Source organism: Anaerotignum sp. (assembly GCF_045122575.1).
GTDB lineage: Bacteria > Bacillota > Clostridia > Lachnospirales > Anaerotignaceae > Anaerotignum_A.
In genome coordinates this window covers 1-5,696 of the sequence record NZ_JBGVHV010000037.1, presented here as the reverse complement: position 1 = coordinate 5,696, position 5,696 = coordinate 1, and the positions used below count along the sequence as shown (strand labels likewise).

5 protein-coding genes and 1 other RNA gene are annotated in these 5,696 nt (G+C 45.0%); 4 read left to right on the top strand and 2 right to left on the bottom strand.

Annotated elements, in window-relative coordinates; translation table 11 throughout:
- Positions 1 to 28 precede the first annotated feature (28 nt).
- Positions 29 to 2,188 (top strand): ribonuclease R, encoded by a 2,160-nt coding sequence (gene rnr, locus ACJMLT_RS01525; RefSeq protein ID WP_405725543.1) that lies wholly within the window; start codon positions 29 to 31, stop codon positions 2,186 to 2,188.
- Between the two features lie 30 nt (positions 2,189 to 2,218).
- Here the strand turns inward: rnr and ACJMLT_RS01520 are convergent, their stop codons facing one another.
- Positions 2,219 to 2,506, bottom strand: a complete 288-nt coding sequence (locus tag ACJMLT_RS01520; RefSeq protein WP_405725540.1) for a hypothetical protein — start codon at positions 2,504 to 2,506, stop codon at positions 2,219 to 2,221.
- An 11-nt stretch (positions 2,507 to 2,517) separates the two neighbouring features.
- Positions 2,518 to 3,693: an RDD family protein gene (locus ACJMLT_RS01515; protein ID WP_405725537.1), complete on the bottom strand. Its 1,176-nt coding sequence runs from the start codon at positions 3,691 to 3,693 to the stop codon at positions 2,518 to 2,520.
- Positions 3,694 to 3,919: 226 nt separating this feature from the next.
- Between ACJMLT_RS01515 and smpB the strand changes: the two genes are divergently transcribed.
- The 3 genes from smpB to ACJMLT_RS01500 form a co-directional block, all read left to right on the top strand.
- Positions 3,920 to 4,393, top strand: coding sequence for an SsrA-binding protein SmpB (gene smpB / locus ACJMLT_RS01510; RefSeq protein ID WP_405725534.1), 474 nt, complete (start codon positions 3,920 to 3,922; stop codon positions 4,391 to 4,393).
- A 166-nt stretch (positions 4,394 to 4,559) separates the two neighbouring features.
- Positions 4,560 to 4,918: a transfer-messenger RNA gene (ssrA, locus tag ACJMLT_RS01505) on the top strand.
- Between the two features lie 267 nt (positions 4,919 to 5,185).
- Positions 5,186 to 5,696 (top strand): DUF1643 domain-containing protein (locus ACJMLT_RS01500; protein WP_405725531.1); only part of this gene is annotated, 511 nt, incomplete at its 3' end.

The following is a 5,696-nucleotide window of genomic DNA, read 5'->3' as shown; positions in this document are numbered from 1 at the left end:
AAAGTAAGAAAAAACAAGGAGAATCTCTATGGAACAGAATGATATTATGCAGGCGAGGAAAGAACGGATCCTTGCTTATATCAAAAGTGACGGATATATTCCTATGAAGCGCAGAGACCTGCGGGTGATGATGGATGTGCCGACAGAGGACAGACCTGCTTTTGAAGAACTGCTGCAGCAGCTCATTGACGAAGGTCATATTTTTGAAACAAAAAAAGGCAAACTGGCCTCTCCCAAAGACCTGCAGATGGCAACCGGTTCTTTTATCGGCCATGCCAGAGGATTTGGTTTTGTAACGCCCGATGAAGGTGGTGACGATGTGTTTATTCCCGCCAGCGAAACCATGGGTGCCATGCAGAAGGATAAAGTTCTGTATAAGGTGCTGCATAAGGCGGAAAAAGGGAAAAAGGCCGATGGGGTCATCGTAAAAATTCTGGAAAGAGGCCAGCAGCGTATCGTTGGTACCTTCGAAGGAAGCAACAAGGGCTTCGGCTTTGTGGTGGCTGATGACAAGAAAATTGCCAAGGATATTTTTATTTCCAGAGAGCATACCAAAGGTGCGGTCAGCGGGCATAAGGTTGTTGTGGAAATCATCGATTACGGGGAAGACAGACGAAACCCCGAAGGGAAAGTAGTGGAAATTCTGGGGCATGTGAATGACCCCGGTGTGGACATCCTGTCTGTTATCCGCAGATATGAACTGGCAGTGGAATTCCCCGATGAAGTATATGCAGAAATTGAACATCTGGAAACAGAAGTAAAAGAAGAAGACAAAATCGGCAGAGAAGATATCCGCGACTGGCTGACCATCACCATCGACGGTGAAGATGCCAAAGATCTGGATGATGCCGTGACCATGAAAAAACTGGATAACGGCAATTATGAACTGGGCGTACACATTGCCGATGTATCCCACTATGTTCGTGAAAATACAGAACTGGATAAAGAGGCTTATGCCAGAGCCACCAGCGTATATCTGGTGGATCGAGTGATCCCTATGCTACCCCATAAACTGAGTAACGGCATCTGCTCTTTGAATCCTCATGTGGACAGGCTGGCATTAAGCTGTATCATGGAAATCGACCAGAAGGGGGAAGTGGTGGCGCACCGCGTTGCGGAAACGGTCATCAATTCCAACTATAGAATGACTTATACAGCGGTCAGAGAAATTCTGGAAGACGGTACCCCTGAATTGCTGGCACAGTATCAGGAAATCCTTCCTATGCTGGAAGAAATGGAAGAACTGCGTCAGATTTTGGGCAGAAAGAGAAGAAAACGCGGTTCTGTGAACTTCGATCTGCCTGAAAGCAAGATCATTCTGGATGAAAACGGAAAACCTGTGGAAATCAAACCTTACGAAAGAAGCATTTCCACAAATATGATCGAGGAATTTATGCTGGTCTGCAACGAAACCATTGCGGAAAATTCCTTCTGGCAGGAAATGCCCTTTATGTACCGCAGCCATCAGGAGCCTGATGAGGACAAACTGGAAAAAATGGAACAGTTCATCCGTGGCTTTGGATATCACCTGCGGAAAAAGGACGGAGAGATCCATCCCAGAGAAATTCAGAAAGTGCTGCGGGAAGCGGAAGGCAAGGATGAAGAACGCATCATTACAAGGATCATTCTGAGAAGTATGATGCAGGCCAGATATACAGCGGAAAACGGCGGTCATTTTGGTCTGGCGGCGAAGTATTACTGCCACTTCACATCCCCTATCCGCAGATATCCCGATCTGGAAATCCATCGCATGATCAAAAAAATGCTTCACGGCGAGCTGGATGAAAAAGCATCTGCCAACTATCGTAAAAAAATGCCAGACTGGGCGAAGCACTGCTCCAAGCAGGAACGCGTAGCGGAGGATGCGGAAAGAGATACGGATACTCTGAAAAAAGTGGAATATATGGCAGATAAGGTGGGCGAGATCTATGAAGGTATCATCTCCGGCGTAACAGGCTGGGGCATCTATGTGGAACTGCCCAATACCATTGAAGGTATGGTAGCATTGAATCAGCTGGATGATGACTTCTATGAATTCGACGATAAAAATATGATGGTATTTGGCAAAAGAACAAAGAAAACCTATCGTCTGGGCGACCGTGTGCTGGTTTATGTTGCAAAGGTTGACCGTATGATGGGTACCATCGACTTTATGTTTGAAGATGATTTTGAAGTTTTTGAAGACTAAAGAAAAGAACCCTCTTTCGAGGGTTCTTTTTTAGTCTCGAATGGCCGCGTAGATCAGGTCATCACCGAGATAATATTCAAATTGTGTGACGCCGGGGAATTCATCCTGCGGCATGAAGTTTCCTTCCAGTTCAATGCGCCAGCCGAAGCCTTTGTATGTACCGGAACCGCCGTCATCGGCAGTGGCAGTGGGGTGGGCAAAGATGGGCTTTTCGAAGCTGTGGACACGGATCAGGTCTGTGGCAGCGGCCGCAAACCAGAAGAGAAATATAAATAGGAATATAAGGAATACTTTTTTGACAAGTTTGATGGAATACATGGTCTCCTCCTTTATTTGGGAAGCTGTTCTATGGTGAAAATCATGGAAAAATGGCAATCGTCCTGTACTTTGGACGGATATAGATAGTCGGAAGTTCCCTGATAATTGGAAATTTCTGTTTCCTGTGTAATGCGGATATTTCCTGTTTCGATAACATAACTATCAAAAGGGACTTCTTCGATATATTCGATGACGGAATCGATGGAATATGGATGGTTAGCAGGGGATTCGGATTCTACCACAGTACCGTCCAGCCTTGCGATTTCCGGATAGAAAAGTCCAGTCTGTGTACGCAGGAGCGCGCCGACCAGCCATGTTTTTTCAGCGGGGGCAGAAATAGTATGATATTCCTCAGTGCTTTCCATGGTGAAGGAAACGGAGGAGAGCTTACCATCCTTTTCTGTGAAAACAGGCTCGGAAAAATTTCCCATGAACCAGTTCAGGGAGAGTACATTTTTGCCGTCATCGATTTCTTCATCTGTAAGCCATGTGCGGTCTTCTTCCAGCCGCATGACGCCTCCGATTTTATTGTAATCCAGCTGGTAATTATAGTTTTCAATAAATTCGTCTACAGTGAGAATCCCTTTGTTCGGAGGGGTCATCTGCCAGAATGTGACACCCGCGGAAAGGGCCAGTGTCACAGCAGTGATGCCCAGATAGCCGAAAACGGAAGCATAGCGGAAAGGCTTGGCTTCGTATCTGAGGTTTTCGTCCCATTCCATGACGCCGTCGTCCCGACAGGTTTTGTAGGACTGATAATTGCGATAAAGATTGTAAATGGGAATGGCGAAGCCTTCCCCTTTGCAGAATACAGCAAAGGTACGGTCGAAGGCTTCTTTGAAGGTCAGCAGTTCGCCGTTTTTGTTTCGGATGGAAAGGCCGAAAAGCCATTTGCCCGGTGTTTTGCCCCATCTGGACAGGAAAAGAGGTTCCAGAAGAAAAATCAGAACCCAGCAGATATAGATATCCACCAGTTCTAGAAATGGATTTCTTTCTGAAAAATAGACTTGAAAATTGACATGGAGCAGAAGGCACAGCAAAACTTCATAGCAGGTGGTGATCAGGCCAAAGTCGAAGCTTCTGGCAAAATATCGCCGCCAGGGATGTGGTGCTTTTGGCGGTACAAAGGCAGGCTCTTTGGGGTCATTTAGCCATGTTGCCAGAACAGCAGTGTTTTCAGTTGTCATAGGAATCCTCCTTTCGGTGGGAATCAAACTTTTCTCTTGATTTTATCATAACAGAAAGAGCAGGAATTGAGGAGAATAAGATGGGAATTTAAGAAAACTGTAAGAATTGCTGATTTTTGTAAAAGGACGGAAATATTTGTAACGGAAACGTCATTTGATTTTTTCTGTATAATATGATATAGTTATTTCTGCAGTAATAGGAAAGCAAAGAAGAAGGTGAAAGGGTATGGCAAAGGCGAAGGGTACGAAACTGATCGCGCAGAACAAAAAAGCATATCATGACTACTTTATCGAAGAAACCATACAGGCCGGTATTTCTTTGGCTGGTACAGAGGTAAAAAGCCTGCGTGCGGGTAAGTGCAGTCTGAAGGAAAGCTACATTCAGATCAAGGATGGAGAAGCCTTCATTTATAACATGCACATCAGCCCCTATGAACAGGGCAATATTTTCAACAAAGATCCTCTGCGCCCCAGAAGATTGCTGCTGCATAAAGTACAGATCCGCAAATGGGATCACGAAGTACGTGCTGCCGGTTATACCATCATGCCCTTGAAGGTATATTTTGACCGCAGTTATGTAAAAATCGACATCGCACTGGCAAAGGGTAAAAAACTCTACGATAAGAGAGATACCATTGCCAAAAACGATGTACGCCGTCAGGCGGAAAAAGATTTTAAAATCAGAAATCTTACTTTGTAAGGATTTTGTCGTTTAAATGCCATGTTTCTTACCTACGAGGTGAAGACAGAGGTTGGCTTTTGCTCTGGCGAGCAAAACCGTTCCATTCTTTTCCTTCCGTTCCCTTGCACAGTCGCAAGCGACTATGGGACGGGAACTCCAAAGCGGAAAAGAATTTCACTGCCGAGGGGATGCAATGGTTTCGACGGGAGTCTTGAAAGTAGGGATAGCCATCCGCGGACCAGTGAACCGCGTCATCAAGCTGGAACCTTTTTTAAAAAGAAACGACAAAAATAATTTTGTACTGGCTGCCTAATTAACGGCGCCTGTCGGCCTTCGGTTTCTCGCCGCTGAAGATCCCGGCATCGACTTGGTGAGGCACTTTTCTGCCTAAGCTTTGCGGCAGGAAAAGATTCATGAAGCTACTGAGGGACAAAGCCTGTCATTCGGCGTTGTAACGAGGGAATGTCAAAAGACTGACTGTGATGGGAGAAGTTCTTATGGATGGGTTTTCGGACAGGGGTTCAATTCCCCTCATCTCCACTATCATTCAGCACGTCAAAGGATTGACTGGCTGAAACACTTATAGAAAGGCATCTGGCAAGGAAAGACTTGCTGGGTGCCTTTTTCGTTTCTATGATTTGTAAAATCCGAATAAGCAAAACAATTAATGACAGTTGGATCAGTTTCTGAAATAAGAAGCTGATCCTTTTTTATTGCAATGATTCCAGGTGTAGATTTGATGTAACGGTCAGCTCTGGAATAGTTGCTGTGGGTAATATTTACAGTTTTTTATTTTTAGGAGGTATACGTATGATTACAGAAAAAACAAATATCAGAATGGATTCCATCTTCTCCGATGACAAGAAGCACCGTTATCTGCTTCGCCGAAGTTGGGCAAAAGAAGGCAAGATTGCGACGGTGGTAATGATTAACCCGAGTGACGCCGACTACCTGATCACGGATGTAACAACAATGAGTGTCTACAATGGCCTGGCCAGACTGGGGGAATATGCAGCGGTCAATATCGTAAATCTGTATTCTCTGGTTACACCGAAGATGAGCTTCAGAAAAAGTGATGACGAACTGAATGTTCTGGACAATGACAAGATGATTCTGAAGGTTGCGGCAGAAAGCGATATGATTCTGCTTTGCTGGGGGTCTGTCGGAGATACCAACAGCAGGGTAGCAAAACGTATTATGCATATCTTAGATATGCTGAAAAATGAAAAGGAAAAAATGCATGTCCTGACTTACGGAGACAAGGAAGGTCTGCACCCCTTAGTACCTCAAATGCGTACAACATTGTGGAAGTTGAAGAAAA